The organism is Pseudophaeobacter sp. C1-32P7, assembly GCF_041008775.1.
Lineage (GTDB): Bacteria > Pseudomonadota > Alphaproteobacteria > Rhodobacterales > Rhodobacteraceae > Phycobacter > Phycobacter gallaeciensis_A.
In genome coordinates this window covers 147,637-174,205 of sequence record NZ_JAXGFR010000009.1, presented here as the reverse complement: position 1 = coordinate 174,205, position 26,569 = coordinate 147,637, and the positions used below count along the sequence as shown (strand labels likewise).

26 protein-coding genes are annotated in these 26,569 nt (G+C 62.8%); 13 read left to right on the top strand and 13 right to left on the bottom strand.

Features of this window, described 5'->3' with window-relative positions; genetic code table 11:
- Window positions 1-76: 76 nt before the first annotated feature.
- The gene (locus tag SM763_RS14695) at window positions 77-982 is read right to left on the bottom strand and encodes a LysR family transcriptional regulator (protein WP_065271369.1); all 906 of its coding nucleotides are present in this window, start codon (window positions 980-982) and stop codon (window positions 77-79) included.
- 244 nt (window positions 983-1,226) lie between these two features.
- Here SM763_RS14695 and SM763_RS14690 point away from each other — a divergent pair, with 244 nt between their 5' ends.
- On the top strand, window positions 1,227-1,550 hold the full coding sequence (locus SM763_RS14690) for an NIPSNAP family protein (RefSeq protein ID WP_368998982.1): 324 nt from the start codon (window positions 1,227-1,229) through the stop codon (window positions 1,548-1,550).
- Window positions 1,547-1,891: an antibiotic biosynthesis monooxygenase family protein gene (locus SM763_RS14685; protein ID WP_368998981.1), complete on the top strand. Its 345-nt coding sequence runs from the start codon at window positions 1,547-1,549 to the stop codon at window positions 1,889-1,891. The genes SM763_RS14690 and SM763_RS14685 overlap by 4 nt, the downstream gene beginning before the upstream one ends.
- Window positions 1,892-2,142: 251 nt before the next feature.
- On the opposite strand, the gene SM763_RS14680 is transcribed toward SM763_RS14685, so the two are convergent.
- Entirely contained in the window at window positions 2,143-4,170 is a 2,028-nt protein-coding gene (locus SM763_RS14680; protein WP_368998980.1) for an FAD-dependent oxidoreductase, read from the bottom strand.
- A 133-nt stretch (window positions 4,171-4,303) separates the two neighbouring features.
- On the opposite strand from SM763_RS14680, the gene SM763_RS14675 reads away from it, so the two are divergent.
- Both SM763_RS14675 and SM763_RS14670 read left to right on the top strand, forming a co-directional pair.
- Complete coding sequence (locus SM763_RS14675) at window positions 4,304-4,786, top strand: RNA pyrophosphohydrolase (RefSeq protein WP_368998979.1); 483 nt, start codon at window positions 4,304-4,306, stop codon at window positions 4,784-4,786.
- Between the two features lies 1 nt (window position 4,787).
- Window positions 4,788-5,309, top strand: a complete 522-nt coding sequence (locus SM763_RS14670) for a hypothetical protein (RefSeq protein WP_368998978.1) — start codon at window positions 4,788-4,790, stop codon at window positions 5,307-5,309.
- Window positions 5,310-5,318: 9 nt separating this feature from the next.
- Here the strand turns inward: SM763_RS14670 and SM763_RS14665 are convergent, their stop codons facing one another.
- Window positions 5,319-6,191 (bottom strand): EamA family transporter, encoded by an 873-nt coding sequence (locus tag SM763_RS14665; RefSeq protein WP_368998977.1) that lies wholly within the window; start codon window positions 6,189-6,191, stop codon window positions 5,319-5,321.
- An 83-nt stretch (window positions 6,192-6,274) separates the two neighbouring features.
- On the opposite strand from SM763_RS14665, the gene SM763_RS14660 reads away from it, so the two are divergent.
- Window positions 6,275-6,763, top strand: coding sequence for a MarR family winged helix-turn-helix transcriptional regulator (locus SM763_RS14660; protein WP_368998996.1), 489 nt, complete (start codon window positions 6,275-6,277; stop codon window positions 6,761-6,763).
- A 110-nt stretch (window positions 6,764-6,873) separates the two neighbouring features.
- Here the strand turns inward: SM763_RS14660 and SM763_RS14655 are convergent, their stop codons facing one another.
- A complete protein-coding gene (locus SM763_RS14655; protein WP_368998976.1) occupies window positions 6,874-7,863 on the bottom strand; it encodes an adenosine kinase in 990 nt (329 codons plus the stop codon).
- Entirely contained in the window at window positions 7,860-8,504 is a 645-nt protein-coding gene (gene nth, locus SM763_RS14650; RefSeq protein WP_368998975.1) for an endonuclease III, read from the bottom strand. The genes SM763_RS14655 and nth overlap by 4 nt, the downstream gene beginning before the upstream one ends.
- Window positions 8,505-8,691: 187 nt before the next feature.
- Between nth and SM763_RS14645 the strand changes: the two genes are divergently transcribed.
- The 4 genes from SM763_RS14645 to SM763_RS14630 all read left to right on the top strand — a co-directional run bounded on the left by SM763_RS14645 (window position 8,692) and on the right by SM763_RS14630 (window position 12,087).
- On the top strand, window positions 8,692-9,597 hold the full coding sequence (locus tag SM763_RS14645) for a methylated-DNA--[protein]-cysteine S-methyltransferase (RefSeq protein WP_368998974.1): 906 nt from the start codon (window positions 8,692-8,694) through the stop codon (window positions 9,595-9,597).
- 137 nt (window positions 9,598-9,734) lie between these two features.
- Window positions 9,735-10,400, top strand: a complete 666-nt coding sequence (locus tag SM763_RS14640; RefSeq protein WP_368998973.1) for a YiaD family glycine zipper/OmpA-like lipoprotein — start codon at window positions 9,735-9,737, stop codon at window positions 10,398-10,400.
- Window positions 10,401-10,600: 200 nt separating this feature from the next.
- Window positions 10,601-11,143: an NADPH-dependent FMN reductase gene (locus SM763_RS14635; RefSeq protein WP_368998972.1), complete on the top strand. Its 543-nt coding sequence runs from the start codon at window positions 10,601-10,603 to the stop codon at window positions 11,141-11,143.
- 86 nt (window positions 11,144-11,229) lie between these two features.
- The gene (locus tag SM763_RS14630) at window positions 11,230-12,087 is read left to right on the top strand and encodes an HTD2 family dehydratase (protein WP_490363287.1); all 858 of its coding nucleotides are present in this window, start codon (window positions 11,230-11,232) and stop codon (window positions 12,085-12,087) included.
- A 237-nt stretch (window positions 12,088-12,324) separates the two neighbouring features.
- Here SM763_RS14630 and SM763_RS14625 read toward each other — a convergent pair whose 3' ends face one another.
- Window positions 12,325-13,389 (bottom strand): NAD(P)/FAD-dependent oxidoreductase, encoded by a 1,065-nt coding sequence (locus SM763_RS14625; RefSeq protein ID WP_368998971.1) that lies wholly within the window; start codon window positions 13,387-13,389, stop codon window positions 12,325-12,327.
- A gap of 58 nt (window positions 13,390-13,447) precedes the next feature.
- Between SM763_RS14625 and mnmC2 the strand changes: the two genes are divergently transcribed.
- Window positions 13,448-14,116 (top strand): tRNA (5-methylaminomethyl-2-thiouridine)(34)-methyltransferase MnmC2, encoded by a 669-nt coding sequence (gene mnmC2 / locus SM763_RS14620; RefSeq protein ID WP_368998970.1) that lies wholly within the window; start codon window positions 13,448-13,450, stop codon window positions 14,114-14,116.
- Window positions 14,113-15,000: a DMT family transporter gene (locus SM763_RS14615; RefSeq protein WP_368998969.1), complete on the top strand. Its 888-nt coding sequence runs from the start codon at window positions 14,113-14,115 to the stop codon at window positions 14,998-15,000. The genes mnmC2 and SM763_RS14615 overlap by 4 nt, the downstream gene beginning before the upstream one ends.
- On the opposite strand, the gene SM763_RS14610 is transcribed toward SM763_RS14615, so the two are convergent.
- Window positions 14,974-16,932 (bottom strand): lytic transglycosylase domain-containing protein, encoded by a 1,959-nt coding sequence (locus tag SM763_RS14610; RefSeq protein WP_368998968.1) that lies wholly within the window; start codon window positions 16,930-16,932, stop codon window positions 14,974-14,976. The two genes, SM763_RS14615 and SM763_RS14610, sit on opposite strands and share 27 nt — an antisense overlap.
- Window positions 16,933-17,072: 140 nt before the next feature.
- On the opposite strand from SM763_RS14610, the gene dapA reads away from it, so the two are divergent.
- Window positions 17,073-17,945 (top strand): 4-hydroxy-tetrahydrodipicolinate synthase, encoded by an 873-nt coding sequence (gene dapA / locus SM763_RS14605; protein WP_368998967.1) that lies wholly within the window; start codon window positions 17,073-17,075, stop codon window positions 17,943-17,945.
- A gap of 74 nt (window positions 17,946-18,019) precedes the next feature.
- On the opposite strand, the gene SM763_RS14600 is transcribed toward dapA, so the two are convergent.
- From SM763_RS14600 to SM763_RS14585, 4 genes are all read right to left on the bottom strand, one after another.
- On the bottom strand, window positions 18,020-18,907 hold the full coding sequence (locus tag SM763_RS14600) for a dimethyl sulfoxide reductase anchor subunit family protein (protein ID WP_368998966.1): 888 nt from the start codon (window positions 18,905-18,907) through the stop codon (window positions 18,020-18,022).
- Window positions 18,907-19,671 carry a 4Fe-4S dicluster domain-containing protein gene (locus SM763_RS14595; protein WP_368998965.1) on the bottom strand — a complete coding sequence of 255 codons (765 nt, stop codon included), beginning with the start codon at window positions 19,669-19,671 and terminating at the stop codon, window positions 18,907-18,909. Before SM763_RS14595 ends, SM763_RS14600 begins: the two co-directional genes overlap by 1 nt.
- Window positions 19,668-22,502, bottom strand: a complete 2,835-nt coding sequence (locus SM763_RS14590) for a molybdopterin oxidoreductase family protein (protein WP_368998964.1) — start codon at window positions 22,500-22,502, stop codon at window positions 19,668-19,670. The genes SM763_RS14595 and SM763_RS14590 overlap by 4 nt, the downstream gene beginning before the upstream one ends.
- Window positions 22,503-22,620: 118 nt before the next feature.
- Window positions 22,621-23,754, bottom strand: a complete 1,134-nt coding sequence (locus tag SM763_RS14585; protein WP_368998963.1) for a citrate/2-methylcitrate synthase — start codon at window positions 23,752-23,754, stop codon at window positions 22,621-22,623.
- A 33-nt stretch (window positions 23,755-23,787) separates the two neighbouring features.
- Between SM763_RS14585 and SM763_RS14580 the strand changes: the two genes are divergently transcribed.
- Complete coding sequence (locus tag SM763_RS14580; RefSeq protein WP_368998962.1) at window positions 23,788-24,639, top strand: phosphate acyltransferase; 852 nt, start codon at window positions 23,788-23,790, stop codon at window positions 24,637-24,639.
- A 19-nt stretch (window positions 24,640-24,658) separates the two neighbouring features.
- Here the strand turns inward: SM763_RS14580 and SM763_RS14575 are convergent, their stop codons facing one another.
- Complete coding sequence (locus tag SM763_RS14575; protein ID WP_368998961.1) at window positions 24,659-25,810, bottom strand: acetate/propionate family kinase; 1,152 nt, start codon at window positions 25,808-25,810, stop codon at window positions 24,659-24,661.
- The gene (locus tag SM763_RS14570; RefSeq protein WP_368998960.1) at window positions 25,810-26,565 is read right to left on the bottom strand and encodes a TSUP family transporter; all 756 of its coding nucleotides are present in this window, start codon (window positions 26,563-26,565) and stop codon (window positions 25,810-25,812) included. Before SM763_RS14570 ends, SM763_RS14575 begins: the two co-directional genes overlap by 1 nt.
- Window positions 26,566-26,569: the final 4 nt, after the last annotated feature.

The following is a 26,569-nucleotide window of genomic DNA, read 5'->3' as shown; positions in this document are numbered from 1 at the left end:
CTCCCAAGACAAAAAAGCCCCCCGCAGTGTGCGGGGGGCAGTTTCACGAGGGAGGGTCGTGTGTTTCAGGGGCCAGTCACCACTTCACCGGGTCGCGGTCGGCAAAGGCATGGACAAGGAAATCAATGAAGGCGCGCACCTTGGGCTGGGTGAATTTCCCAGGCGGGTAGACGGCATAGATGCCCAGAGTCTCGACCGGCAGGTTGGGCATCACGTCTTCGATCAACCCCTCTGACATGGCTTCCGAGTAGAGGTAGCTAGGCAGGTAGGCGATGCCGAGGCCGGAGATGGCCGCGTTCAGAAGCGATTGCCCGTCGTTCACCGACAGCCAGCCGGTGGTGCGAACCTGACGTTTCTCGCCAGAGGGGGCGGTGATCTTCCAGACATTGCCACTCGACTGGTTGGAATAATGCAGCAGCTTGTGGGTGTTCAGATCGTCGATCTTTTGCGGCCGCCCGTATTGCTCCAGATAGGCGGGCGAGGCGATCATACGTTTGGTGGTTTCGGTCAGCTTGCGGGCTCTGAGCGAGCTGTCTTCCAGCTCGCCGATCCGTAGCGCCATATCAAAACCTTCCGAGATCAGTTCGACATAGCGGTTGTTCAGCACCATGTTGACGGTGATCTCGGGGAAATCGCGCAGGAATTCGGACAGGACCGGCGACAGGTGATTGACGCCGAAATCGGTGGCAACCGAGATCCGCAGCAGGCCCGAGGGCGCGGATTGCATCGAGGTCACCAGCGCATCGGCTTCGCCAGCATCATTCAGGACGCGCCGCGCCCGGTCGTAATAGGCCAGCCCGATTTCGGTGGGCGACACCCGCCGGGTTGTGCGGTTCAGAAGACGTGCGCCAAGCCGGGCTTCGAGGCTGGAAACGTGTTTGGATACAGCGGATTTGGAGATCCCCATCTTGCGCGCCGCATCGGTGAACCCGCCTTGGTCCACAACGTTTGCGAAGGCCTCCATTTCGGTCAGTCGATCCATCGTTGCCCGTCCTCGTCCTGTTGTCTGACATCATGGTTTGCCGGGCAATTCGGGCAAGAACGGGGCAAGCTTGGGATAATTGCGGGGTTTTTACTGCATCGTTTACGCTTGCGAAACGAATTCCCAAGGTGTGGGGGAGGCCGGGGCTGGACAAAAGGCGATGCTTCGCTCTGCACCGAAGCCTTTGCCGGGCAAGGGGCGGTAATTCCCCGTCACCCAATCACGATCTCAAGAGGAGTTTCCAATGCTGACCTGCGTCATCCGCTATCACATCGACCCCACCCAGCACGATAATTTTGCGCAATACGCCCGCAACTGGGGGCAGGCGATCCCGCGCTGTGGCGCTGACCTGATCGGCTATTTCGCGCCGCACGAAGGGTCGTCGACGCTGGCCTACGGGATCTATAACGTGGACAGTCTTGCCGCCTATGAAGAGTACCGGGCCCGTCTGGCCGAGGATCCTCTGGGGCGGGAGAACTACGCATTTGCCCAGCGGGAGAAATTCCTTGTCCGCGAGGACAGGACGTGGCTCAAACGGGTTTCTGAACCACATGGAGACAGCGCATGATCGCGGTTATTTTCGAAGTCACACCGGCGCCAGGCAAGAAGGAACCTTATCTGCAGGTCGCAGCCCGGATGCGGGAGCTGTTGGAGGATATGGAGGGGTTCATCTCGGTCGAACGGTTTCAGAGCCTGACGAACCCCGAAAAGCTGCTGTCGCTGTCCTTCTGGGAGGATGAAGAGGCGGTGGCGCGCTGGCGCGCACTGTCTGAACATCGGGGCGCACAGAAACAGGGACGCGACAATCTCTTTGCCGGGTATCGCCTGCGCGTGGCCGGGGTGATCCGGGACTATGGTATGGAAGAGCGGGATCAGGCGCCTGAAGACAGCCTCGAGGTACACGGCTGAACAGGCCGTAGAATGCGCCTGTAGGGCAGGATTTCCGATCCGCTTGAGGCTTGGAGAGGTGAGCCATCATAGCGACAAAAAAGCGCGTTTCTCCCGCTCGTCGTCTGATCTTTTCAAAAAGACCAGCTCCCGTTGGGCGTGGCACCGCGCATCGCGCGGTGCCACGCCCAAGGCCGCCAAGTGGGGCGGTGCAATCGGGCTGCCAGCGGATGCGGGAGCGCGCCGCTGCTGATCGTGACCTGCCGGACCCGTCATAGGGTGGCGGCGAGGCGGGTGCCTTGGTTGATCGCCCGTTTGGCATCGAGTTCCGCTGCGACATCGGCGCCACCGATCACATGGGCGGTGATGTCTTTCGCCGCCAGCGCATCGGCCAGCGTGCGTTCCGAAAGCTGACCCGCGCAAAGCACGATGGTGTCGGCCGGGATCACGGTCGGGTTTTCCCGTGCCTCGCCAAAGCTGACGTGCAGGCCCGCATCGTCGATCCGCTCATAGTTCACGCCGCCGACGAATTCGACCTCCTTCATCTTCAGCGCAGCGCGGTGGATCCAGCCGGTGGTCTTGCCGAGCCTTTTGCCGTGACGCTCCGCTTTGCGCTGCAGCAGGGTGACGTGGCGTGCCGGTGCCTCGGGCTGCGGCCCTTCGGGGGCGAGGCCGGAGCGGTGCTCGGCGGGGTCGGTGACGCCCCATTCCTTCATCCAGAGCGGCAGGTCTTCGGTCGGGCTTGCGCCTTCGTGCAGCAGGTATTCGGAGACGTCAAAACCGATGCCGCCCGCGCCGATCACCGCGACGCGCTCGCCCACCGGGGCCTTGCCCCGCAGCACATCGATATAGCTCAGCACGTTGTCGCGGTCCTGCCCGGGTATACCCGGATCGCGCGGGATGACGCCGGTTGCGATCACCACCTCGTCAAACTCGGTCAGATCCTCGGCTTGGGCCTCGCGGCCCAGTTCCAGCGTGATGTCCGCATCGGCCACCATGCTGCGGTACCAGTCTACCAGCCCCCAGAATTCTTCCTTACCGGGCACCTGCTTGGCCATGTTGAGCTGGCCGCCGATTTCATCCGCCTTGTCAAACAGCGTCACCTTGTGTCCGCGCTCAGCAGCGGTGAGGGCGGTAGAGAGACCCGCAGGACCAGCGCCCACGATGGCGACAGTTTTGGGCGTAGCGGCCTTTTCGATCACCAGTTCGGTCTCGTGGCAGGCCTGCGGGTTCACCAGGCAGGACGTGAGCTTGCCCCCGAACGTGTGATCCAGACAGGCCTGATTGCAGGCGATGCAGGGCGCGATATGGCTGGCTTGCCCGGCTTCGGCCTTGGACACGAAATGCGCATCCGCAAGCAGCGGGCGGGCCATCGACACCATGTCGGCGCAGCCGGTTTCCAAAACATCCTCGGCGACCTCGGGCGTGTTGATCCGGTTCGAGGTGACGACGGGGATGGAAACCTTGCCCATCAGTTTCTTGGTGACCCAGGCAAAGGCCGCGCGCGGCACCGATGTGGCGATGGTGGGAATGCGGGCCTCGTGCCAGCCGATGCCAGTGTTGATGATCGTAGCGCCCGCCTGCTCAATCTCCTGCGCCAGCTGAACCACTTCATCATGAGTGGAGCCATCGGGCACCAGATCGATCATCGACAGGCGGTAGATGATGATGAACTCGCTGCCGACGGCCGCGCGGGTGCGGCGCACCACCTCGATCGGCAGGCGCATGCGGTTTTCATAGGATCCGCCCCAGCGGTCGGTGCGCTTGTTGGTATGGGTGACCAGGAACTGGTTCAGGAAATACCCTTCGGAGCCCATGATCTCGACCCCGTCATAGCCTGCTTCTTTTGCCAGCCGGGCCGCGTTCACGATGTCCGCGATCTGTTTTTCGATCCCGTCTTCGTCCAGTTCGTTGGGCGGGAAGGGGGAGATCGGCGATTTGATGGCGCTGGGCGCAACGCATTTCGGACCATAGGCATAGCGGCCTGCGTGCAGGATCTGCATGGCGATCTTGCCGCCTGCTTCGTGCACGCGATCCGTGACAATGCTGTGGTTCTTCACGTCCTCTTCGGTGGTCATCATCGCGGCCCCGGGCAGGACCGAGCCTTCGAGGTTCGGACCAATGCCACCGGTCACCATCAGGGCGACGCCGCCCCTTGCGCGTTCGGCGTAGAATTCCGCCACCCGGTTCCAGTCGCGGGTCTCCTCAAGGCCCGTATGCATGGACCCCATCAGCACGCGGTTTTTCAGCGTGGTAAAGCCAAGATCCAGCGGCGCCAGAAGGTTTGGGTACGCAGTCATGACACTCTCCCTATCGTTTGCCGGGCAGGATCGCGCCACGGCGGGCGTTTGTCACCTGTCAACGCGGCGTCACCCCCTTGCGTGCCCCGGCGGCAGCAGGTCTAATCGCCGGGAACAGACCCAGGGAATGCCTATGACACCGGAAGACATCTCCAAGCTGCCCTATCGCCGCAACGTCGGCGTAATGATGATAAACACCGACGGGGCGGTCTTTGTCGGACAGCGCGCAGACCGCTACAAGGATGCCTGGCAGATGCCGCAGGGCGGGATCGACGAGGGTGAGGACCCGCGCACCGCGGCCCTGCGGGAACTGGAGGAAGAAACCGGCGTTCTGCCCTCTCTGGTCGAGATCATCGCCGAATCGGAAGGCTGGTTGCCCTATGATCTGCCACATGACGTGGTGCCCAGCTTCTGGGGTGGGCGTTATCGCGGGCAAGAGCAGAAATGGTACCTGATGCGGTTTCTGGGCAGCGACGATCAGGTCAGAATCGACACCGAACATCCGGAATTTTCCGCCTGGTGCTGGCAGCCGGTAGAGCATCTGGTGGAGAAGATCGTCCCCTTCAAGCGCGAGGTCTATGCGCGGGTGGTCGAGGAATTCGAAAGGTACTTATAGAATGGTACGACTTCCCAAGTTGGTTTGCCGGGCGGCGTCGTTGTTTGTATCCTGTGTGGCGCTCGGCGCTGCCACCTCTGCTTCCGCGCTCAGCTGTGTGCCCTGGGGCGTTCCGGACGCCTATCTTGCGGCGGCGAATTCCAACCGCTCCTACGCAATCCTGCAGGGGCGCCTGTCTTTTGATGAACGTCGCCTGCCACGACCGCCTGCCGGAAACCCCAATGCGGCCCCGCCGGTGACGCAGTTTAGGGGCAGTTTCAACGGGGAGCTTCTGGGGGCGCGGGATTTCGACCAGGCCGTGCGCGCGGATGTGGTGATCGAGGTGCAATGCATGGGACCATGGTGCGGTAGCGCGAAATCCGGTGTCGAGTACCTGATCTTTGCCGAGCAGCGCGGCAGGGATCTGATCGTCCGTTTCGATCCCTGCGGCAGTTTTACCTTTGGCGGCAATAGCCACGCCTTTCGCAAACAGGTGCTGGACTGTCACCGCGGCAAGGCCTGTGTGCCTTTGGCGCCGCAGTAGCAGACGGGGTTACTCCGCAGGCGCGGGGCGCGGGCGTGCCGGTTTGGTTGCAGCCTGACCCAGCCAGACGCTGAACAGGGCGAAGATGGCGCCGGTCAGCTGGTAGATGCTGAGGGTTTCCTGCATCCAGAGCCAGCCCAGGATGACAGCCGTCAGCGGGCTGAGTACCCCCAGAAGCGATACGGCTGAGGGTTCGATGCGCGACAAGCCCCGGAACCACAGAATATAGGTCAGCGCGCCGCCGATCAGGCTCATATAGGCAAGGCCCAGGATGTTCTCTGCGGTGAAGACCGGCATCTCGGGCACTGCCCAAAGCGTGACGGGCATCAGCAGGATACCCCCTGCAGTCAGCTGCCAGGCGGTAAAGGTCAGTGGCGGCACCGGCGGCTGCCATTTGCGGGTCAGCACAACCCCGGCCGCCATAGACAGGGCGCCAGCAAGGCCTGCCAGAACTCCGATCATGTCCAGCTGTGCCGCGGGCGTCAGCACCAGCAGGGCAACCCCTGCGATGCTGAGCGCCGCGGCCAGGAGCGACGCAGGCCTGATGGGCGATTGCAGAACCAGCGCCGACAGGAAGACCACGACCAGCGGCTGTATCGCGCCCAGGGTCGCAGCCACCCCGCCAGGCAGGCGGTAGGCGGAGAGAAACAGGAAGCTCCAGAACAGAGAGAAATTCAGCGCGCCAAGCACCATGAGCTTTGGCACCCAGTTGAGCGGTGGCAGCCTGCGCACGAAGAGGAGCAGCAACAGCCCCGCCGGCAAGGCGCGCAGTAGCGCCACGACAAAGGGCGAATGACCGGGCAATAGGTTGGTCGTCACGATATAGCTGCTGCCCCAAATGGCAGGGGCCAGCGCGGTCAGAAAGAGGTCGCGGGACAGCATGGGGTCTTCTCCAAAATTATCTCGACATCGAAGTAACAATATTTAATCTTGACGTCAAGATGTCTCTCCGCAAAACAGGAAAGATGGATCATGTGGATTTTGTCACCCAGCAATGGGAACGGGAGCGGCCGGACCTTGATGTGTCCGCCATGGGAATAATCGGCCGGGTGGGGCGCCTTTATCTTGCCTATCAGGCAGAGATGCAGAGGACGTTTCAACGTTTTGGTCTCAACGCCGCCAAATTCGACGTGCTGGCGACGCTGCGCAGGGCGGGCGCGCCACATGAATTGTCTCCGGGGGATCTCTTGAAGGCGACGATGGTGGCTTCGGGCACGATGACCAACCGGATTGACCGGCTGGAGGCAGACGGGCTGGTGCGCCGCAAGGTGAACCCGGCGGACAGCCGCAGTTTCCTGATTGCCTTAACCGAAAAGGGCGGTGCGCTGATCGACGAGGCCCTGGAGGCGCATGTGGCCACCCAGTCGGGGCTGCTTAAAGGTCTGAAGGCAGAGGAACTGGACCAGTTCAAAGACTTGCTGTCCAAGGCATTGATCTCGGCCGGAAGCGATTGAGGCCCTGCGCGGGCTAATGCCCTTGCGTCCTACGCCCGACGAAAGGGAGTGCCCCTTGGGGCATCTTCGATGGGCGGGAGTTTTCCCGCCCACGGATTTGGCTCTGTGACTTAGAGCAGCCCTTCGGCCTGCAGCACCGCGCGCATGTCCTTTTCGGGACGCGGGCCGATATGGCTGATCACCTCGGCGGCGCAGACGTTGCCGATCTTGGCGCAGGTCTCCAGATCGCGGCCCGTTGCCAGACCGAAGAGGAACCCGGCCGCGAACTGATCGCCAGCACCGGTAGCATCGACGGGCACGACCTTGGTGACCGGAACATCGATGCGGGTCTCGCCCGCAATCACCGAAACCCCGTCGCCGGAGCGGGTGCAGACCACCAGCGGACAGATTGCGGCGGTCTTGGCCAGGGCCTCCTCCAGATCTTCGGTTTCAAACAGCGAGCGGATTTCGGCTTCGTTGCCGATCACGAATTCCAGTTCATTCTCGATAAGCGACAGGAAGTCGGCGCGGTGGCGTTCGACGCAAAACGGATCGGAAATCGCGATACCGGGCTTGCCGCCACCCTTGCGGCAATCGCGCGCAGCTTCCATGAAGGCGGTCTTGCCCTTGTCCTTGTCGAAGAGATAACCCTCAAGGAACATGATCTGGGTCTGCCCGGCCACCTCGTTCGGCACATCTGCAGAGCTGAGCTCGGAGGAAATGCCAAGATAGGTGTTCATCGACCGCTCCCCGTCCGGGGAGACGAAGATCATCGAGCGCGACGTCGGCAGCTCGCCCCCCGGGACCGGCGGGTTGACGAAATCGACGCCATCTTCGTTCATCGCGTCGGCGTAGAACCGGCCCAGAGCATCGTCATGCACGCGCCCGATAAAGGCCGCATCGATGCCAAGCGCACCTGCACCGGCAATGGTATTGGCGACCGAGCCACCGGGGGTTTGCACGCGGCCTTCCATCGCACCGTAAAGCACTTCGCCGCGATCCCGTTCGATCAGCTGCATGATGCCTTTCTCGATCCCCATGTGATCGAGAAAGCTGTCATCGCATTGGCTGATCACATCGACGACGGCATTGCCGATGCCGACAATCTGGTAGGTCTTCATAGATTCTTGTCCTCGTATTGGCACAGGTCGCGGATGAGGCAGGTGCCGCACATCGGCTTGCGTGCCTTGCAGTGATAGCGGCCGTGCAGGATCAGCCAGTGATGGGCATGCTGCTGGAAATCGACCGGAATATTGTCTTCGATGGCGCGTTCGACCGCGTCCACATCCTTGCCCGGGCAGATGCCCGAGCGGTTGCCAACCCGGAAAATATGCGTATCCACCGCTTGTGCCGGGTAATGCCACCACATGTTCAGAACCACATTGGCGGTCTTACGGCCGACACCGGGCAGGGATTGCAATGCGGCGCGGGAATTGGGCACCTCGCCGCCGTAGTCGTCGACCAGAATGCGGGCCATCTTGATGACGTTCTTGGCCTTGTTGCGGTAAAGGCCGATCGTCTTGATATGTTCAATCAGCCCCTCTTCGCCGAGGTCGAGCATCTTTTGCGGCGTATCGGCGATCTTGAACAGCTCATGCGTTGCCTTGTTGACGCCTGCATCCGTCGCCTGCGCCGACAGGGCGACGGCCACCACCAGCGTATAGGCGTTGACGTGATCCAATTCGCCCTTGGGTTCCGGCTCGGCGGCCTGAAAACGCGAAAAGATTTCGCGCAGTGTATGATAGTCGAGTTGCTTGGCCATGCTGCTCCTTTTGCCGGTCTGCGGCGAAGGGCGCAAATGAAAAAACACCAACGGTTTCACCGTGCCGCAGGCGCTGTTGTGCTTGCAACAGATCGCTCTGACACCCGCAATGCGCAAATTCCGGGTCGCCGGTCGCCGGTGTCCGCTCTACTGTGTGACCGGACCCTTTGCAGGAGAACAGGGAAAGATGCGCGAAGCGGGTGAACAGAGCTATCACTATGGCGTCATAGGCCGGGCCATTGAGCTGATCGATGCAGGCGGAGAGGGCCTGGGTCTTGCAGAGCTGGCCGCCCACATGAACATGAGCCCGGCGCATTTCCAGCGGGTGTTTTCGGCCTGGGTTGGTGTGTCGCCCAAACGCTATCAGCAGTATCTGCGGCTGGGCCACGCCAAGAGCCTGCTGCAAGAGCGGTTTTCAACCCTTGAAACGGCCCACGCGGTGGGGCTGTCCGGATCCGGTCGGCTGCACGATCTGTTTCTGCGCTGGGAGGCGATGAGCCCCGGCGAATACGCCCGCAAAGGCGCGGGGCTGACAATCCGTTGGGGTTGGTTCGACAGTCCATTCGGTTTGGCGCTTGTCATGGGCACCGAGAAGGGGATCTGTGGTCTCGCTTTTGCGGCCGAAACCGGGGCTGAGCCGACCCTGGCCGATATGCGCGCGCGCTGGCCAAATGCCGATTATGTCGAAGACCCGATGATGCTGCGCCCCTTGGCCGAGGCGATCTTTGCCCAAAAAGGCGAGGCTGCGCTGCACATGATGGGCGCGCCGCTGCAGATCAAGGTCTGGGAGGCGCTACTGCGGATCCCGTCGGGCCATGTCACCACATACTCCGAACTCGCCCGTGCCATTGATAACCCACGCGCGGTGCGGGCCGTGGGGACGGCTGTGGGCAAGAACCCTATGAGCTGGCTCATTCCCTGCCACCGGGTCCTGCGCAAGGGCGGCGATATCGGTGGCTATCACTGGGGAGTGCCGGTCAAACGCGCGATGCTGGCTTTTGAGGCCGCGCGTGATGACAGCGCGTCGGAGAAGGAAGCGGACTTTCCGGCTGTGGCAGGCGAAGCCGAAGGAACTGGGCGGCAAACCGCCTAGGTTTTGCACTCTGCGCTTGAGCAGCAGCGCCGCAGCGATGATATATCAAATAAAATCAGCGATGCGTGAGACCTAGCCGGGCAAGGACGAGCCAAGCCCGGACAGAGGCGCGCGAAACAGGCAAGAAGGTTGGCAAAATGACGATTTTGAAATTCTCGACGGTTGCGGCAGTGACGGTTGCGCTGGGCCTTGGCGCCTGCACCGATCCGGCACTGCTGAACAGCGATGGAACGCCCAGCAAGGAAAAGCAGGGCCTGATTGCAGGCGGTATTCTGGGTGCGGGTATCGGAGCCCTGTCGAATTCCAGCAACAAGACGGGCGCCGTTCTGGGCGGCGCTGCGGTCGGGGCGATTGCGGGCGGGCTGATCGGCAGCCAACTGGACAAGCAGGAAGCCGAGTTGCGTCAGTCGATTTCCAATGACGGCATCTCGATCGTGAACACCGGCGACCGGCTGGTGGTGTCGCTGCCTAACGATCTGACCTTTGCCACCGACAGTTCCGCAATCAGCCCGTCGGTTCGTTCTGACCTGTTGAAAGTGGCGGACAGTCTGGTGCGCTATCCCAACAGTACCGTGCAGGTCATCGGCCATACCGACAGTGACGGGGATGCGGCCTATAATCAGGGCCTGTCCGAGCGTCGCGCCAATGCCGTGGCCGATCAGATCCAGGCTGGCGGTGTGCCCTATAACCGGATCCGCACCATCGGGCGCGGCGAAGAGCAGCCCGTGGCCAGCAATCTGACCGAAGCTGGCAAGGCGCAGAACCGGCGGGTGGAAATCGTCGTCATCCCCACCGGCGGCTGAACCTAGCAGGCCGGGTGATCTGCGCCAAGACGCGCGCAGGCTGTGCATTTCCGCGCCCCCGGGCGCGGGCTTTGCCAGTTGATGCACAACACTTGCGCGGTCATTCGGGTATGAGGCATCCCGGTCTTTGCTTAAGCTATTGGTAAGTCAGGCCCATGACAGGGCCTTGCATGTCAATGTGTTAGTCGAGGAATGTTCTGATGTCCGATCCGCTACTTCTCACTCTCTCCGGATCCCTACGTGGGGCTGCAACCAATCGCATGCTGCTGAAAGAGGTGGTGCGTCTGTTCGGTGCCTGCTCCCACGTGGAGGGCGACCTGAACCTGCCGCTGTACGATGGCGATGACGAAGATCGCGATGGTGTGCCTGCCGGGGTGCAGCTCTTGGCTGATCAGATCGCTGCGGCGGATGCGGTGTTGATCTCGACCCCGGAGTATAACAAAGGCCCCTCTGGGGTTCTGAAGAACGCGCTGGATTGGGTCAGCCGTACCAAGGGCAAGCCCTGGGCGGGTAAACCCGTGGCAGTCATGTCGGCGGCGGGTGGCCGCTCGGGTGGTGAGCGGGCGCAGATGGTGCTGCGCGGTTTCATGGTGCCGTTTCAGCCGCGCCTTGTGTCCGGGCCCGAGGTGCATCTGGCCAATTCCTCCAAGGAGTTCGACGAAAGCGGCCAGCTGACAAGCGAGATCTATCGGGGCTCGCTGGAGGCGCTGATGCAGAACCTGCGCAGCGAAATCGAGCGCTGATCAAACCGTAAAGGGCAGGGGCGCGTCAGCGTCCCTCCCGGTCTTCGGCGGCTTGTCCTTTCCGAAGACGTGGCTAAGGTCACGGGATGAGCGAATTCAGTCCCAAAAATCCCGCCACCCGTACCGAACCTGGCCCCGATACCAGCTCTGAGGTCCGGCAAACCGATGTCATGGACCCGGCCCGCGCCGCAGCCTTTCAGGTGGCGCTGGGGCAGCAAGCGGAAGTCACCGAGGGCAGCGTTCTGCCGCCGTTCTTTCACCAACTGTATTTCTGGACCCCGCAGCCGCCCGAGGCACTGGGCCGCGATGGTCATCCGCGGGTCGGCGGCACAGGGGGGCTGATCCCGGATCTGGGTCTGCCCCGGCGCATGTGGGCTGGCGGGCAGCTGCAGTTCGACGCGCCCCTGCGGGCGGGCGGTCCGGCAGAAAAACGCTCAGTTCTGGAAAAGGCCGAACATAAAAACGGGCGCAGCGGGCCGTTGGCATTCGTGACCCTGCGCCATGAGATCTGGCAGGAGGGACAACTGTGCCTCACCGAATGGCAGGATCTTGTCTATCGCGAGGATCCGGACCCACAGGCGCCAAAACCGGTGCCGCCCGAGGCGCGGACGGATGAGCGTGATGCGCGGGAGGCGGCGTTTTCATCGACGCTGCTGTTCCGCTATTCGGCGCTGACCTTCAACGGGCACCGGATCCACTATGATCTCGACTATGCGCGCGATGTCGAAGGCTATGACGGTCTGGTGGTGCATGGTCCGCTTTTGGCGCAACACCTGATGTTGCTGGCCGAGGAGGTGGGGGGTGCCTTGCGCCGCTTTGCCTTCCGCGCGTCCTCGCCATTGATGAATTTTGAAACGGCTACGTTTTGCCGCAATGGCGCGGATCTGTGGGTCAGAGGCCCGGATGGACGACAATGCATGAGCGCCACGGCAGAGTTCGCATGAGGCGGAGGCTCCCGCCTGCCGGGCCATATTCTGCGAATAGGGCGCTGCCAGTTGGGCCCGGCGCCGCTGCGCGGCGTGAAAAGATCTGCTGAGAAGCGTTTTGAGGGGCAGATCTGCCCTCAAAAGCGCCTGTTCCAGTTTGGGATGTTCCGCCCCGCCTCAAGGGCAAGGCGCGCGATGCGCGCAGGCTGCGCCTCCCTTGACCCGGAGCGAAACGGTGGGGCAGAGGCGGCGGTGTCAGAGGTTGTCTTCGACGCGGAAGCCTGCAGGGATGGCATCGATCTGGTCCAGCAGCAGATCGGCCATGACCTCGGCGACCTTGGGGGCCATGCCGAAGCCGATCTTGAAGCCTCCGTTGGAGATGAAATGCCCGCTGCGGCCCGGCCAGGGGCCAAGCATTGGTGCCCGGGATCTTGCGCGCGGGCGCACCCCGGCCCAGCGTTCGATGACCTCGGCGCCTTGGAGAATGGGAACGGCGGCGCGTGCGCGTGCAAGGATGTCGTCGAGCTGAGCGTCCGTCTCTGTGCCGTTTTCGAACTCCCGCTCGCTGGTGGAGCCGATGGCCACTGTGCCATCCGCATGCGGGATGATGTGCAGGCTGTCGGCGTAAAGCTGGGGAACCTCTCCGGCATCATGGCGCAGCAGGGCGGCCTGTCCTTTGACACCGTTGCCGATGGTTTTGCCCACGGTTTTGCCGAGCGTTTGGTTCAGGTTCAGTAGCCCTGCATGGCCGGTGGCGTGAACAACCTGACCCTGATCGGTACCGTCTGCGCCTACAGCCACACCCTGTGCCTTCAACGCTGCGACGAGAGCACCACAGGCTCGGCGCGGATGCATGCGGGCGCTGAGCGTGTCGTGAATCACAAGGCCGGTGGCACTGGGTGGGGCCCACCCTCCAAACTCCTCTGTCGCGCAAATGCGCCATTCGGCCTGTTGCCCGGCATCGGTGCGCCAAAGCTGGGCAGCGGTGCTTTCGCGCTGGCGGGCCAAATCCAGCACTCGATCGTCATTGATGGGCTGCAGACGGCCGGTGCGGCCATAGCCGGGGGAGACGCCGCCCGCATGTTCCACATCGCGCCAGAAATCTTGTGCCATCAAAAGACTTTCGAACTGGAACTGTTTCTTGGCATTCCAGTTTTCCGGCACATGCGGGGCGAGGGCACCGACAAGGCCACCGCTGGAACCGGCGCCGGGGCCGAAGGGGTCGATCACCTGCACCCTTGCGCCGCGCCGGGCGCAGATCCAGGCGATCGAAAGACCAAAAATGCCCGCGCCGCGCACCGTGATATCTGCCATTGCCATTCGCCCGCCCTTTCGCCAGTGTCGCGCCGTTCCGTGACATCACTTAGGGGAAAATAGCATGGCAGACCAGCAGGCCCGGCTCAGTTGGCGTGATGGCATCATTCCGGTGTCCGATCAGTTCGATGATCCCTATTTTTCGATTCACGACGGGCTGGCGGAGACGGGCCACGTGTTCCTGGCCGGGAATGATCTGCCTGCGCGGTTCCGCCCCGGTTTCCATATTGCCGAGCTGGGGTTCGGGACCGGTCTGAACCTGCTCGCCGCCTGGAAGCTGTGGGAGGACAGCGGGCAGGACGGCGCATTGCAGTTTACAAGTTTCGAGGCCTTTCCAATGGTGCCTGGCGATATGGCCCGGGCGCTGGAGGCCTTTCCTGCGGTCGCGCCCTGGGCCGAAAGGTTCTTCGCGGTCTGGACGGGGCAGGGCAGCTGCGATCTGGGCACGCTTCGGTTCGAGATGATCACCGGCGACGCGCGCCTGTCGCTGCCAGAGTGGACGGGGCGTGCTGATGCCTGGTTTCTGGACGGGTTTTCCCCGGCCAAGAACCCGGAACTGTGGGGTGAGGATTTGATGGCCGAGGTGGCCTGGCACACCGCCGCGGGCGGCAGCGCCGCGACCTATACGGCGGCGGGCTTCGTGCGCCGGGGCCTGGAGGCGGCGGGCTTTGCTGTCACACGTATACCTGGCTATGGACGCAAACGACATATGACAAAGGCGGAGCTGGCATGAGCAGCGTAGAAGTCCACGAGGCAGGCAATAACACGCGGCTGGGCGTGATGCTGATGATTGGCGCCACCATCGTGTTTGCGCTTCAGGACGGGATCTCGCGACATCTGGCGGGGGAATACAACGTCTACATGGTGGTGATGATCCGCTATTGGTTCCTGTCTCTGTTTGTCGTCTCCATCGCTTTGCGGCAGCCGGGCGGTCTGAAAAAGGTGGCGCGGACCCGGCAGATCTGGCTACAGATCTTTCGCGGCTTTGTCTGCGCGGCGGAAATCTGTGTCATGGTTCTGGCCTTTACCCTCTTGGGGCTGGTGGAAAGCCACGCGGTCTTTGTGTCCTACCCCTTGATGATCGCGGCCCTGTCCGGGCCGATCCTGGGGGAGAAGGTCGGGATCTGGCGGTGGAGCGCCATTCTTATCGGTTTCCTTGGGGTGTTGATCATTCTGGAGCCGGGGATCGGCGTGTTCCAACCGTCTGCACTGGTACCGCTGCTGGCTGCACTGATGTTCGCTCTTTATGGGCTTCTGACGCGCTATGCCGCGCGCAAGGACAATTCGGCCACCAGTTTCTTTTACGTGGGCGTTGTCGGCGTTGTCTTCATGACGCCGATCGGCCTGTGGAACTGGGAGGCAATGAGCGCGCCGGACTGGGGTTGGATGGGGCTATTGTGCCTGACCGGCGCTCTGGGGCACTATCTGCTGATCCGTTGCTATGAGGCGGCAGAGGCAAGCGCGGTGCAGCCCTTTGCCTATCTGCAACTGCCCTGGGCGGCGATGCTGGGGCTTGTGATCTTTTCTGAAACCATCCGGTTTAACGTGGCGCTGGGCGCCGGGATCGTGGTGGCGGCGGGGCTGTTCACCCTATGGCGCGAACGCCGCCAGCGTTGATCCGGTCAACTCCCGCGAAAACGGCACCGGCAGCGGTGTCTGCCCCAGCCGTGCACGATAGACCGGCAGGCTTTCGGTGACGCGCATCACGTAGTTGCGGGTCTCGTTGAAGGGGATGTGCTCGATCCAGTCGATGATGTTCGGGGTGCCGTCGCGGGGGTCGCCATAGCGTTCCATCCAGGCCGCAGGGCGATGCGGGCCTGCGTTATAGCCAGCTGCCATCATCACCACGTTGCCACCGAACTCTTCGGCGAGACGGGCAAGATACTGCGCGCCAAGGGTTGCGTTATAGTCCCATTCAGCGGTCAGGCGGGCGGTCTCGTGCTCGGACAGGATGCCCAGTTCATTCGCCACCAGTTTTGCTGTGGCGGGCATCACCTGCATCAGCCCGCGTGCGCCTGCGTGGCTGATCACGCCGGGGTCGAATTCGCTTTCGCGCCGGGCGATGGCCAGGGTCATCTCGGGCGCCATCGGCAGGTCCTTTTTCGCCACCGGGTGCAGCGGGTAATAGGCGCCTTTCAGCTCGATCCCGGATTGTGCCGCGCGTTTGCCGATCATCACTGCCAGGTGTGGCCGGTCCATTTCCACCGCCATCTGACCCAGCTGAAAGGCCTGCTCGGACGGCAGGCTTTCGGTCAGATGGGTGAGGAACCGTTCGGCCAGCACATCCTCTCCGGCGCGCAGCAGCAGCAGACCCGCTTCGGTGACCGAGGAATTGAGGTAGGGGGCACTGCGCCAGTCCGGCAGCGCAGGCGGATTGGCAAGATCCGGATCGAAAGGTCGACCAAGCGCGTCGGCGGCGAGGATCCCATAAAAGGAGGTTTGATAGGCGGCAGCCCGGGAATAGGCATCATGCGCCTTGTTCACTTCTCCCATCTCGGCATAGGCACGGCCCAACCAGTAGCCGCCGCGCCCGACCGAGATCGGGGTTTCGACCGAGGCGAGGAAGCGCTCGAAATGCTTTGCGGCCAGACCGGGATCGTTCAGCTTGCGCAGGGCAATATAGCCAGCCAGCCATTCGCAGTCAGAATAGCCATAGCCTGCTTCGGGCGTGGAAAAATGATGGGCGGCCAGCTGGTAGGCGCGTTCGTGGTTGCCGTCCCGCATGTCCTGCCGGGCCAGATCGCGGCGGCGGCGCAGCCATTTTTCCGGCGCTCCCAGTTTGTCGGCGCTGGTGCTGCGATCCATTAGCATCTGGATGGCGTCCTCGCGGCGTCCTTTTTTGTCGCGCCAGTCGAACCGGTCGTAGGCCAGACCGGCATCATCCTGCAAATCCGCTGGGATCGCCGCGATCTTGGCATCGACGCCCGGGGTGCGCTGCTGCAGGGCCAGACGGGCCTCGGCCAGCTTGCGCGGACCGTCCGGCACCAGGTCCAGCATGCGCGGCGCACTGACATGGTGGCGGTCCCACAAGAGCCGGTTCAGCCGCGCCGCATGATGCGGTTGCAGCAGGGTGCTGAAATCGGCGAGATAGGCGTCCTGTACCTCGGACGTCATCGGCATGGTGCGCCAGGCCATGACGATTTCGGCCTCACCATCGCCCCGGCGCCCCGCCGCGATCAGCGCGCGGCCAAGGCTCAGCGCGCCTTCGGCTGTCTGGGGGCGGTTGCCAGAGTAGAATGACAGAATGGTCTCGCGGTCGGCCGTGGCCAGTGCCGCTTCGCTTTTTTCCCGCAGATAGGGCAGGCCGGGCCAGTCGGGGCGGCGTGCCAAAAAGGCCATGACATCGCGCGCCGAGCCTTCGCCCGCGCGCAGACGGTGCCATTCGATCACGTCGCGGGCGACGGTGGCTTCGGGGCCTGCCATCTCTCCGGCGGCGTCCCATTGCTGCCCCCGGATCAGCTCCAGAGCGTCAGCAAGCCTGTCTGCCCGGGCTATCTGCGGAGTAAGCAGGGGCAGGAGCAGCAGAATGAAGGCCAGAATGCGTGTCATGTCTTGCATTTTCTCGTGAACCGGGGATAGAGGCTGTGACGATAATCCGTGACGCGCCGGTATCAACTCAAAACCCGGTCAAGTCCACTATTCCGGCGGCGCTTTGCCTGCCGACCATTCGCAACTAAGGGAGCGTGCCCATGTTCAAAGGCTCTATGCCAGCCCTCGTCACCCCGTTTCGCAACGGCGAGCTGGATCTGGATACGCTCAAACACTTGGTAGAATGGCATATCGAGCAGGGCTCGACCGGTATTGTGCCCGTTGGCACCACTGGCGAAAGCCCGACGCTGAGCCATGAAGAGCACGAGACCGTGATCGCCGAGGTGGTCAAGGCGACTGCAGGCCGGGTGCCAGTCATCGCGGGCGCTGGCTCCAACAACACCGTCGAAGCGATTCGTTTTGTCGAGTTTGCGGCGCGTATCGGTGCTGATGCGGCGCTGGTGGTGACGCCCTATTACAATAAGCCGACCCAGCGCGGTATGGTGGCGCATTTTGAGGCCCTGCACGACTGCGCCGATATTCCGATCGTGATCTACAACATTCCGGGCCGCTCGGTCGTCGACATGACACCGGCGACCATGGGTGAGCTGGCCAAGCTGCCCCGTATCGTTGGCGTCAAGGATGCCACCGGCGATCTGGCCCGGGTCAGCCAGCAGCGCGGTTCGTGTGGTCCCGACTTCATCCAGCTGTCGGGTGAGGATGCAACCGCGCTTGGCTTCAATGCCCATGGCGGCGTTGGCTGCATCTCGGTCACCGCAAACGTGGCGCCGAAACTCTGCGCTGAGTTCCAGGCCGCGACCCTTGCAGGCGACTACAAGACCGCGCTGGACTATCAGGACCGCCTGATGCCCCTGCACGAGGCGGTCTTTATCGAGCCGGGCCTTGTGGGCGCGAAATACGGCCTGTCCAAGCTGGGCCTGTGCAGCGAAGAGGTCCGCTGCCCGCTGACCACGCTGGAGGACAGCACCAAGGCAGCGATCGACGCGGCCATGAAGCACGCAGGTCTGATCTAAGGCCAACCGGTTTTCCGATTTAAAAAGGCGGCTCCTTTCGGGGCCGCCTTTTTCGTTGTTCAAATCAGATGCGTTCAGCGTTTGCCGTAGTAGAGGCCGACGACATGTTCAGCCTGGGCAAAGAACAGCCAGCGCAGGCAGGCAATCCCTGCGATATGCAGCAGCACCGCGACGCCTGCCATCAGGTGTTTCATCATCACGCTGTCAAACGGCATCACCATCAGGGCAATCGGCAGCGCGAACCCCAGGCCAAAGCCGATGATGCGCAGCTTCAGCGCGTGTTTGCGGCCCACCACATAGACGAATTCCCGAAGTAGGTAATTGCTGCCCGTATGGGGCGGCTCGAATGCGCGCACGCTGCCGTGAGTGCCCAGCCCCGTGGCGGTGGCGATGTCGGTGCCGGAGTGCGCCAGCGCCTTGTCCGTCTTGGCCCAATAGATCAACTGGATTGCCCCGGCGAGCGCCAGAAGCCAGGGCGCAAGGCTCTCACGACCGGCCAGTAGAGCGCCACCCGCGACTGCGAAGCTGAGAAAGACCAGCGGCGTCAGCGGGCTGTGCCAGCGCGGGATTGTCTTTAGTTGCGTATAGATCATCGCGGTGGTGAAAACGGTGCCGATGCTGAGCGCAGCGCCCAGAAGGCCGAGGAGGCGCCAATCAGCGTCCCAGAAAACAGCCCAAGCCGCATACAGCCCCATGACCAGCAGCGCGGCGACGGCAGTGCAGCCTTCGCGGCTGAGCCAGCTTGTGCGCCACTGGCTGAAGGCTTTCCAGGCGCGTTCGGGATGACCAAGGTGAAAGGTTGAGGCCAGAAGCCCGCCCACGGCCAGCGCATAGGCGATGAGGTAGAAGACAAGGGCGACCCAGCCGGTGACAGAAGGCATGCCAAGGCCAAGAAAGGCCAGCAGGCCAAAGCCGAGGCCGGACAGGGTGGTGAAGATGATGACGGAAGGGGCCGGATGCATCAGCGATCTCCTCCGGGCAGTTTATCAAGCGCCTTGTCGAGCCAGCCAAGGAAACCGCTGGGTTCCTCTGCGATGGGGGCCAGAAGCGGCGCCAGAATGTCGATCTGGTCCTCGATGCGGTCCTTGGGGCGGGGCGGCAAGTATTTGTTCACAGGTTTGGTGCCCATTTCCGGCATCAGATCCATGCCGCCGCGCTCCGCAACCAGTTGAGAAACCTCGCTGTCCGGATCGCCAAGATCCCCGAAATGCCGTGCGCCCGCCGGGCAGGTGCGCACGCAGGACGGCACGCGATCCTCTTCGGGCAGGTTGTCGTTATAGATGCGGTCCACGCAAAGGGTGCATTTCTTCATCACCCCCTCGGCCAGATCCAATTCGCGCGCACCGTAAGGGCAGGACCAGGCGCAAAGCCCGCAGCCGATACAGTCGCTTTCATTGACCAGAACAATGCCATCCTCGACCCGCTTGTAGCTGGCGCCGGTGGGGCAGACGGTGACGCAGGGTGCATCTTCGCAATGCAGGCAGGATTTCGGGAAATGCACCAGCTGGGCATGTCCTTGCTCCGGCTGCACCTCATAGGAATGCACCCGGTTGAGGAAGGTACCCGAGGGATCGGCGCCATAGGGGTCCTGATCCGACAGCGGCGCGCCGTAGTTTTCGGTGTTCCAGCCTTTGCAGGAGATCACGCAGGCATGGCAGCCGACGCAGGTATCAAGGTCGATCACCAGCCCCATCTTGCGATTTGTCTGTGTGGGAAGCTCGGTCATTTGCCTACCTTCCATGTCAGTGTGTCCGGACCGGTGCCCACCGGAGATGCAATCGGATCAAGCGCGGGCTGGCTTTCTGCGATGCCATCCGGTGGGGCGACCTTTTCGATCTTCACCTTAAGGTCGAACCAGGCCGCCTGTCCGGTGATCGGGTCCGAGTTTGCCCAGCGAAGTCCATCGCCCTTTGGGGGTAAAAGCTCGTGGATCAGGTGATTGAGCAGGAAGCCCTTTGTCGCTTCCGGTGCGTTTTTATCGAGCGCCCAGGCGCCCTTACGCTTGCCGATGGCGTTCCAGGTCCACACCGTGTTTTCATTCAGCGCAGCCATCTCCATCACCGGCACGGTGATCTCTCCGTGCGGAGAGGTGACCCGCGCCCAGTCCCCATCCGACAGGCCGTTCTCACGCATCAGTTTCGTCGGCACGTAAAGGGGATTACGCCCATGGAGCTGCCGCAGCCAAGCGTTCTGGCTGCCCCAGGAATGATACATCGCCATCGGGCGCTGGGTGAGGGCGTTGACGGTGAACCCTTCGTTGCCCTGCTGGTCTGTTTCGTACCAGATCGGCAGCGGATCCATGGTGGCCTTGATCCGCTTGCGTAGATGGTCGGGGGGCTGGCGCTCCCCATATCCTTCGGCGGCCAGCTGGAATTTCCGCATCGGCTCCACATACAGCTGGAACAGATAGGGTTCGGGCTTGTCATAGATCCCCATGCCCACGGCCCAGTCCTGATAGGCGCAGTTCCAGGGTTTGTAGTAGAGCGCCGCATCGGGGATATGGCTGACGTGAAATCCGCCATTCTCGATATAGCGGTCGAGTTGTTCAGGGTTCACCGCGCCGCGCCCGGACTGTTCGCCATCGCCGCGCCATCCCGCCAGCGGGCCGATGCCGGGCTTACGCTCGTGGTTGACGATATAATCGGCGTAATCCTGATATTTCGCGCTGCCGTCCTGATTGGTGAAACCGGGCAGTTTCATCCGGTTCGCCAGCTGCACCAGCGCGGTCTGGAACCCGCGCACATCCCGGTCGGGTTCGACCACGGGCCAGCGGATGGCATCGGCAGCGGCATCCGCCTCGCAGATCGGGCGGTCGAGCAGCGAGATACAATCGTGCCGCTCCAGATAGGTGGTGTCGGGCAGGATCAGGTCGGCATAGGCCACCATTTCGGATGAATAGGCGTCCGAGTAGATGATGCGCGGAATGACATACTCGCCGTCCTCGTCCGTGTCGGTCAGCATCTCGATCACCCCGCGGGTGTTCATCGAGGAGTTCCACGACATATTCGCCATATACATGAACAGTGTGTCGATCTTGTATGGATCGCCTGCATGGGCGTTGGAGATCACCATATGCATGAGGCCATGGGCGCTCATCGGGTTTTCCCAGGTGAAAGCCTTGTCGATGCGGGCCGGGCTGCCGTCTTTGCAGAGGGCCAAGTCATCGGGGCCATGCACAAACCCCAGATGCGGGCCATCCAGCGCGCAGTCGGGTTTCACGCCGCAGTGCGGTTTGGGATGCGCGGTCGCGGGCTTGGGGTAGGGCGGTTTGAAGCGGAAACCACCGGGTACCTCGACCGTGCCCAGAAGGATCTGCAGGACGTGCAGCGCACGGCAGGTCTGGAACCCGTTGGCATGGGCCGAGACCCCGCGCATGGAGTGGAAGGATACCGGGCGCCCCACCATCGTCTTGTGCGTCTCGCCGCGGAAATCGGTCCACTCCTGATCAAGCTCGAACGTCTCGTCAAAGGCGACGCGGGCGATTTCGGCGGCAATGGCGCGAATGCGGCTGGCGGGGATGCCGCATTGCTCGGCCACGGTTTCAGGGGCGTAGTCATCAGACAGATACCGTTCAGCCATCAGGTGGAACACTTGCCGGTGGGTGACACCGGCATGGCGGTAGGTGGCATGCAGGTCCGGGCGCACGCCGGGCTGGTCAAAGGGGGTCAGCTTGCCGGTATTGCGGTCGATCACCAGCTCCTTGCCAGTCTCATCGCGCAGGAACAGGCCCTGTTCAGGTCCGTCGCTGGCGTTTACCAGCACCGGCGCATTGGTGTAGCGGCTGAGGTAATCTAGATCGATCTTACCGGCCTTCAGCAGCACGTGCACCATGGAGAGGATGAACAGCCCGTCGGTGCCCGGCGTGATGCCGACCCAGTCATCCGCCACCGCGTTATAGCCGGTGCGGATCGGGTTGACTCCGATCACCCGCGCGCCGCGCGCCTTGATCCGGCCAATGCCCATCTTGATCGGGTTGCTATCATGATCCTCGGCCACGCCGAACAGCATGAACAGCTTGGTGTGATCCCAGTCGGGCTGACCGAATTCCCAGAAGGCACCGCCCATTGTGTAGATGCCAGCCGTCGCCATATTGACCGAGCAAAAGCCGCCGTGCGCGGCATAGTTAGGAGTGCCGAAATTCTGCGCCCAGAAACTGGTGAAGCTCTGCGACTGATCGCGGCCGGTGAAAAACGCCAGCTTCTCTGGTGCATTCTTGCGCAGCGGTTGCATCCAGGAGGCCGCCAGATCCAGCGCCTCGTCCCAGGTGATTTCCTCGAACTGTCCTGACCCGCGCGGGCCGACCCGCTTCAGCGGCGCACGCAGCCGCGAGGGCGCGTTGTGCTGCATGATGCCAGCGCTGCCCTTGGCGCAAAGGACACCCTTGTTCACCGGGTGGTCGCGGTTGCCCTCGATATAGGCCACCTGTTTCTTGCCATCGCTGCCTGTCTTCATGTGCACGTTGATGCCGCAGCGGCAGGCGCACATGTAGCAGGTGGTCTGGCGGATCTCCTCGGAAACCGGGGGCGAGGTGTCGATCTGAGGCTGGTTGAAACCCATGGGTCATCCCTGTTCGTCGCGTCGGGGCAGGCTAGGTCGGATCAGTCTGCCGCGCGAGAGTTTTCTGTTTTTCCCGGCTTTTTCGGGAATCTGTTCTTTGAAATCGTATTGGTGGGGATCAGCGATCTGCGATCGGCACATAACCGCGTGGTTCCGGCCCGTTGTACAGCGTCAGCGGTCGGATCAGGATATTGCCGCGCTGTTGCTCGATGCATTGGATCACCCAGCCGGGCATGCGCCCGATGGCAAAGATCGGCACGTATAGGTCCATCGGGATGCCGTGCAGCTGGTAGATCACGCCGGAATAGAAGTCGACATTCACATTGAGCCCGTGGCGCGCATAGGGAGACATGGCCTCGACCACCGCCTGTAGGATTTCGTACCACTCGGGGGCGCCCATTTCCTCGCCCAGCTTGCGCAGGCCTTCGCGCATGTGGCGAGCGCGGGGATCTTCCTTGCGGTAGACCCGGTGGCCAAAGCCGGTGACGGCTTCTTTCGCCGCGCGCTTGGCCTTCACGTAGGCGGCGGCCTTGTCCGGGGTGCCGATCTCGTGGACCATTTTCATCACGTCCTCGGCGGCGCCGCCGTGGGCTGGACCCGCGAGGGTCGACAGCGCCGTGACGATGGCGCCATGAAGATTAGCCTCGGTCCCGACTGTGACGCGGGCAGCAAAGCTGGAGGCGTTGGAGCCGTGTTCGGCGTGCAGAATGAAATCCACATCCGCCAGGCGCGCGGCATCCGCGCTGGGTTTCTCTCCCTTCAGCATCCACAGCCAGTTGGCCGCATGGCCAAGGGTCATGTCGGGCGCCACCGGATCGCGGCCGTTGCGGATTGCTTCATGCGCGGCGATGATCATCGGCACCTGGCTGGTCAGACGCACGCCATTGGCGAGGAAGGCTTCCTCGCCGACCTGCTGGCTGGCAGGCTCTAACGCTGCAAGGGCCGACACACAGGTGCGCAGCACATCCATCGGGTGGCCGTCCTTGCAGCCGCGGATGATGGCGTGGATCTCATCCGGCAGCACCCGCGCCGCTTTCAGATCGGCATCGAAATCCGCCAGTTGCCCTGCGGTTGGCAGCTCGCCGTAGATCAGCAGGTAACAGACCTCTTCAAAGGTGGAATGGGTAGCCAGATCGTGGATGGAATAGCCGCGATAGCTCAACTCGCCCTTGGCCCCATCAATATCTGAAACGCCGGAGCGTTCAAAGTAGACGCCCTTCAGGCCGCGGTTGATCTTGACGTTTTCGCTCATTGCTGGCTCCTTCGTGGGGTAAGGGAGAATGATATGACTGTTCTGGAAAATGCATTTGAGGCGGCAAAGGCACGGCGGGCACGTGTGGTTTTCCCGGAGATGGAAGACGCGCGGGTGGCAGAGGCCACGCAGCGCCTGCGGGCCGAAGGCCTGTGCGAACCCTTGCCACTGGCGGAGCCGTCCGAGGCCCATGTGGAGGCGCTGGTCGCCGCGCGCGGCTTGAAAGAGGTGATCGCAAAACGCATGGTTTCCAAACCCTTGTACCGCGCTGCCGCGATGGTTGCGCTGGGCGAGGCAGATGCGATGGTCGCAGGCGCCGATGTTCCCACCCGCCGGGTGATCGAGGCCGCCAGCATCGGCATCGGGCTGGCCGACGGGGTGTCCTTGCCCTCGTCGTTCTTCCTGATGGTGTTCCCGGATGGGCGCGAACTGGTCTTTGCTGACTGCGCGGTGAATGTAGCACCCGATGCGGCGCAACTTGCCGATATCGCACGCGCTTCGGCGGCCTCCGCCAAGGCCCTGCTGGGCACGGCGCGGGTGGCGATGCTGTCCTTTTCCACCGGCACATCGGGTGACGGCGACAGCGTGGCGCGGGTGCGCGAAGCAGCCGAGCTTGCAGGCTTTGCTGGGCCGGTGCAGGCGGATGCGGCGCTGAACGGTGCCATCGCCGCCAAGAAGGGGATCGAGGCTCTGGATGCCAACGTGCTAATCTTCCCGTCCTTGGATGCGGGCAATATCGGGTACAAGCTGTGCCAGGAACTGGCAGGTGCGCAGGCGCTGGGGCCGTTCCTGCAGGGCTTTGCCCGCCCGGTCTGCGATCTTAGCCGGGGCGCCAGCGTTGACGACATCGTCGCGGCAACGGTGCTGACTGCCGCGCAGGTCTGAGGGATATGCCGGGCGCGGTTCATGCCGCCTCCGGCAGCAGGGCAAGGGCGTCCATTGCGATCTGCCGCTCTTCATCCGCCGGGATCACCCAGATTTTCACCGCCGAAGACTGGCAATGCAGCGCCATCTGACGGGCCTCATTGGCATCGGGGTCCATACGCACACCAATCCATTCAAGGCCCCGCAGAACTCGCGCGCGGATGGCGGTGGCGTTCTCTCCGATGCCGCCGGTGAATGCGATGGCGTCGAGCCCTTCGAGCGCGGCAATCAGGCTGCCCGCATGACGAAGGGTCCAGTAGCAGAAGTGATCGATGGCAAAGGCGCTGTCGGCGCTGGGGTCTAGCATCAGCTTGCGCATGTCGGATTTGCCACCCGATAGGCCCAGAAGCCCGCTTTCGTGATTGAGGATCGCCTTGGTGCGTTCCAGCCCGTTGTCTTCCACGAGGCGCAGAACTGCGTTGGCATCGATGCCGCCCGACCGGGTACCCATGGTCAGCCCGTCCAGCGGTGAATAGCCCATGGTGGTGGCGATGGATTGCCCGCCCCGGATAGCACAAAGCGAGGCGCCATTGCCCAGATGAAAGGCCAGCAGCCGGGCGGGTAGTTTATCACCAGAGAGGTCCGGCAGGCGCCGCACCAGTGCCGCGTAGGACAGCCCATGGAAGCCATAGCGGCGGATGCCCTTCGTTTCGATCATCCGCGGGATGGCATAGCGTGTCGCCACATCGGGATTGGTGGCGTGGAACGAGGTGTCGAAACTGGCGAACTGCGGCAGGTCCGGGGCGAGTTCCCCCATTGTGTCGATGGCGGCCAGGCTGTGCGGATTATGCAGCGGCGCCAGCGGCGTGCAATCAGCGATCTCGGCGCGGACCTCGGGCGTGATGCGAGTGGGGGCGGTCAGATTGCGCCCGCCATGCACCACCCGGTGACCCACCGCCGTCAGGCTACCTGCCGTGATCCCGCGATCCGCCAGCGCGTTCAGGATGGCCGAAAGCGCGGCCTTATGGTCGATAAAGGGGATTTCGGTCTCGGCGCCGTCCACGATCAGCCGCGAGGCACCGCCGATCCCGTCGGCAAGACCCTGCACGTGCTCTTCGAACGCGCTGTCGAAGACAGCGAATTTGATGGAAGAAGATCCGGCATTGAGGATCAGAACCCGTGCATCGGCCATCAGAGCACCCGCACGATGTTCAGCACCGAAAGCACGGTCAGCAACAGCACGATACCACGGCGGAAATTCTTCTGGTCGGCGCTGGCAAAGCGCTGGCTGCCGGTCCAGATCCCGGCCCCAAGGATGGGAAAGGCAAGCAGCACACCGAAAAGCGTGTCGACCCCGGTCAGCCCGTTTGCCGCCATCACCGGCAGGGCCATCATGTCGATGCCGGTCAGGAACACGATCATGGTGGCGCGGAATATGGCAGGGGGGATCGGCTGAGCGGTCAGAAACGCGGCAGCGGGCAGGCCGCCGACACCGGCGCTGTTGGCAATGCCGGCCACAAGACCGACGCCGAGGTTGCCTTTGCCCCCGATGGGGCGGCGCAGCTGCCAGCCGCTGAGCAGGATGAGGCTTAGCATCAGCACAAGTGCCGATATGGCAAGCCGGGCCTGATCTTCGCCCAGGCGGGACATGATTGCGATGGCGGGAACCGTGGCAATGGCGGCCCCGCCCAGCAGCAACAGTGCCCGCTGCCAGTCGATATGAGGCCGGATGCCGCGCGCCTGAAAGGCGGTCATCGTGATTTCACAAGCAAAGACCACCGGGATCAGCGGCAGTGGGTTGGTCACCAGCGCTGCCAGAATGATAAAGATCGCGGAGAATCCAAATCCCGAATAGCCACGGATAAAGGCCGCCACAAACAATGCGGCGGCCAGATAGGCGCCCTGACCTCCATTCAGATCAAATGGCAGATCAAAGGGCAGCATCATTGCG

What these genes read in the sequence shown, in the direction of transcription:
- SM763_RS14695 (WP_065271369.1), bottom strand. Translation starts at nt 982, where the DNA reads ATGGATCGACTGACCGAAATGGAGGCCTTCGCAAACGTTGTGGACCAA.
- SM763_RS14690 (WP_368998982.1), top strand. Translation starts at nt 1,227, where the DNA reads ATGCTGACCTGCGTCATCCGCTATCACATCGACCCCACCCAGCACGAT.
- SM763_RS14685 (WP_368998981.1), top strand. Translation starts at nt 1,547, where the DNA reads ATGATCGCGGTTATTTTCGAAGTCACACCGGCGCCAGGCAAGAAGGAA.
- SM763_RS14680 (WP_368998980.1), bottom strand. Translation starts at nt 4,170, where the DNA reads ATGACTGCGTACCCAAACCTTCTGGCGCCGCTGGATCTTGGCTTTACC.
- SM763_RS14675 (WP_368998979.1), top strand. Translation starts at nt 4,304, where the DNA reads ATGACACCGGAAGACATCTCCAAGCTGCCCTATCGCCGCAACGTCGGC.
- SM763_RS14670 (WP_368998978.1), top strand. Translation starts at nt 4,788, where the DNA reads ATGGTACGACTTCCCAAGTTGGTTTGCCGGGCGGCGTCGTTGTTTGTA.
- SM763_RS14665 (WP_368998977.1), bottom strand. Translation starts at nt 6,191, where the DNA reads ATGCTGTCCCGCGACCTCTTTCTGACCGCGCTGGCCCCTGCCATTTGG.
- SM763_RS14660 (WP_368998996.1), top strand. Translation starts at nt 6,275, where the DNA reads ATGGATCATGTGGATTTTGTCACCCAGCAATGGGAACGGGAGCGGCCG.
- SM763_RS14655 (WP_368998976.1), bottom strand. Translation starts at nt 7,863, where the DNA reads ATGAAGACCTACCAGATTGTCGGCATCGGCAATGCCGTCGTCGATGTG.
- nth (WP_368998975.1), bottom strand. Translation starts at nt 8,504, where the DNA reads ATGGCCAAGCAACTCGACTATCATACACTGCGCGAAATCTTTTCGCGT.
- SM763_RS14645 (WP_368998974.1), top strand. Translation starts at nt 8,692, where the DNA reads ATGCGCGAAGCGGGTGAACAGAGCTATCACTATGGCGTCATAGGCCGG.
- SM763_RS14640 (WP_368998973.1), top strand. Translation starts at nt 9,735, where the DNA reads ATGACGATTTTGAAATTCTCGACGGTTGCGGCAGTGACGGTTGCGCTG.
- SM763_RS14635 (WP_368998972.1), top strand. Translation starts at nt 10,601, where the DNA reads ATGTCCGATCCGCTACTTCTCACTCTCTCCGGATCCCTACGTGGGGCT.
- SM763_RS14630 (WP_490363287.1), top strand. Translation starts at nt 11,230, where the DNA reads ATGAGCGAATTCAGTCCCAAAAATCCCGCCACCCGTACCGAACCTGGC.
- SM763_RS14625 (WP_368998971.1), bottom strand. Translation starts at nt 13,389, where the DNA reads ATGGCAATGGCAGATATCACGGTGCGCGGCGCGGGCATTTTTGGTCTT.
- mnmC2 (WP_368998970.1), top strand. Translation starts at nt 13,448, where the DNA reads ATGGCAGACCAGCAGGCCCGGCTCAGTTGGCGTGATGGCATCATTCCG.
- SM763_RS14615 (WP_368998969.1), top strand. Translation starts at nt 14,113, where the DNA reads ATGAGCAGCGTAGAAGTCCACGAGGCAGGCAATAACACGCGGCTGGGC.
- SM763_RS14610 (WP_368998968.1), bottom strand. Translation starts at nt 16,932, where the DNA reads ATGACACGCATTCTGGCCTTCATTCTGCTGCTCCTGCCCCTGCTTACT.
- dapA (WP_368998967.1), top strand. Translation starts at nt 17,073, where the DNA reads ATGTTCAAAGGCTCTATGCCAGCCCTCGTCACCCCGTTTCGCAACGGC.
- SM763_RS14600 (WP_368998966.1), bottom strand. Translation starts at nt 18,907, where the DNA reads ATGCATCCGGCCCCTTCCGTCATCATCTTCACCACCCTGTCCGGCCTC.
- SM763_RS14595 (WP_368998965.1), bottom strand. Translation starts at nt 19,671, where the DNA reads ATGACCGAGCTTCCCACACAGACAAATCGCAAGATGGGGCTGGTGATC.
- SM763_RS14590 (WP_368998964.1), bottom strand. Translation starts at nt 22,502, where the DNA reads ATGGGTTTCAACCAGCCTCAGATCGACACCTCGCCCCCGGTTTCCGAG.
- SM763_RS14585 (WP_368998963.1), bottom strand. Translation starts at nt 23,754, where the DNA reads ATGAGCGAAAACGTCAAGATCAACCGCGGCCTGAAGGGCGTCTACTTT.
- SM763_RS14580 (WP_368998962.1), top strand. Translation starts at nt 23,788, where the DNA reads ATGACTGTTCTGGAAAATGCATTTGAGGCGGCAAAGGCACGGCGGGCA.
- SM763_RS14575 (WP_368998961.1), bottom strand. Translation starts at nt 25,810, where the DNA reads ATGGCCGATGCACGGGTTCTGATCCTCAATGCCGGATCTTCTTCCATC.
- SM763_RS14570 (WP_368998960.1), bottom strand. Translation starts at nt 26,565, where the DNA reads ATGATGCTGCCCTTTGATCTGCCATTTGATCTGAATGGAGGTCAGGGC.